General features: G+C 76.7%; 1 protein-coding gene. It reads right to left on the bottom strand.

All coding sequences use genetic code 11. The features are described from left to right. Nucleotides 1-1,905: HAD-IC family P-type ATPase (locus ACWEN3_RS45990; protein ID WP_452984338.1), on the bottom strand; the 1,905-nt coding region annotated here is incomplete at both ends.

Below are 1,905 nucleotides of genomic sequence, written 5' to 3'. Positions count from 1 at the left end.
GAAGCCGGGCATGGACGGTCGTCGGTCAGGACGATGTCGGGGGAGTTGCGCGCGGCGGCCGAGCCGCGCGCGCTGATGCCGACGCCGATGTCGGCGGCGCGGATGGCCGCGGCGTCGTTGGCGCCGTCGCCGACCATGCCGACCACCCGGCCCGCGTCCCGCAGCGCCTCCACGACCTGGAGCTTCTGCTCGGGCGCCACCCGGGCCACCACGCCGGCGTCGCGCAGCATCCGGGCCCGGGCCGCGCGGTCCGCGGCCGCCAGCTCGTCGCCGGTGACCACCACGGTCTCCTCGGGCCAGCCGAGGTCGGCGGCGATGGCCCGCGCGGTCTGCGGATGGTCGCCGGTGAGCATGACCGGCCGTACGCCCGCCGCGTGCAGACCGTTCACCAGGGCCGTGGAGGTCTCGCGCGGTACGTCGGACAGCGCCAGCAGACCGGTGAACTCCAGCTCCCGCACAGGCTGTTCGAGGACGCCGGACTCCTCCTCGCCGGCGTCGAGCCGCCGTTCGGCCACAGCCAGGACCCGCAGACCCCGGCCGGCCAGCTCCGCCGCCGTGTCGGAGACCGACGCCGGCAGGCCGGGGCAGCCGGGCAGCACCGTTTCCGGGGCGCCCTTGACCACGAGGACGCGCGGGCCGTCCCCGGCGCGGCCCACGGCGGCGGCGTACCCGCGCCCGGCCTCGAACGGCAGTCCGGCCAGCTGCGTCCAGTCCGGGTCGGGGCCGGCCGCGTCGAGGACGGCCTCGTCGGTGGCGTGCACCGGCCGGTCGTTGCCGCCGTTGACCTTCGGGCAGGCCCGCGCCGCCACCCGTACCGTGTCCGCGGACCCGGCGTCGTCCACCCCGCGGACCTTGCCGTCGGCGTCGGAGGTGCGCACCAGCCGCAGCCGGTTCTCGGTCAGGGTGCCGGTCTTGTCGAAGCAGATGGTGTCCATCCGGCCGAGCGCCTCCAGCGTCCGCGGGGTGCGGACGAGGACACCGCCCCGGCTCAGCCGGCGGGCGGCCGCCAGCTGCGCGACCGTGGCCACCAGGGGCAGCCCCTCGGGCACGGCGGCGACGGCCACCGCCACCCCGCCGCTGACCGCCTCGCGGATCGGGGTGCCGCGCAGCAGCGCGAGACCGGTGACGGCGGCGCCGCCGGCCAGCGTCAACGGCAGCGCCTTGCGGGTGAGGTCCTGGAGCCTGGCCTGGACACCGCCCGCCGGAGGGGTACGGGCGGCGAGGTGGACGGCGCGGGCGGCCTCGGTGCGGTCGCCGGTGTCGACCACGACCGCGCGGCCCTCCCCCGCCACCACGGTCGTGCCCTCGAAGACCATGCAGCGCCGGTCCGCGACGGGGGCGTGCGGGGTGGGGTCGGTCTGCTTCTCCACCGGCAGGGACTCGCCGGTCAGCGCGGACTCGTCGACCTCCAGGCCGTCCTGCCACAGCAGCCGGGCGTCGGCGGGCACCACGTCGTCGCCCTTGAGCTGGATCACGTCGCCCGGATGGAGCTTGCCCGCCTCCACGGTGCGGGTGCCCCCGGCCGGGGCCTCCTCCTCCGGCGGTACGAGACGCGCCTTCTGCTGCTGCTCGGCGACCAGCCCGGACAGCGCCCGTTCGGCCCGCAGCCGCTGGATGCCGCCGACCAGGGCGTTCAGGTCGAGCGCGCCGACGACGAGCAGGGCGTCCACCATCGAGCCGAGGATCGCCGAGGCGGCCGAGCCGACCGCGAGGACAGGGGTGAGCGGGTCGTGGAGTTCGCCGCGGACGGCCTGGCCCAACTCGTAGGTCCAGCGCGCGGGGGCCACGGCCGGGTGCCGGGAGACGCCCTCGCCGAACCCCTCCGACAGCGGTTCCTCGTGCACCCCGTGCTGTCCTTCACCGCGCTCGCGGGCGTCCTGCACATCATCTGGTTCTTCACGTTCG

Source organism: Streptomyces sp. NPDC004561 (assembly GCF_053602155.1).
The sequence above is the reverse complement of the archived record's forward strand: the minus strand, read 5'-3'. Positions and strand labels throughout refer to the sequence as shown.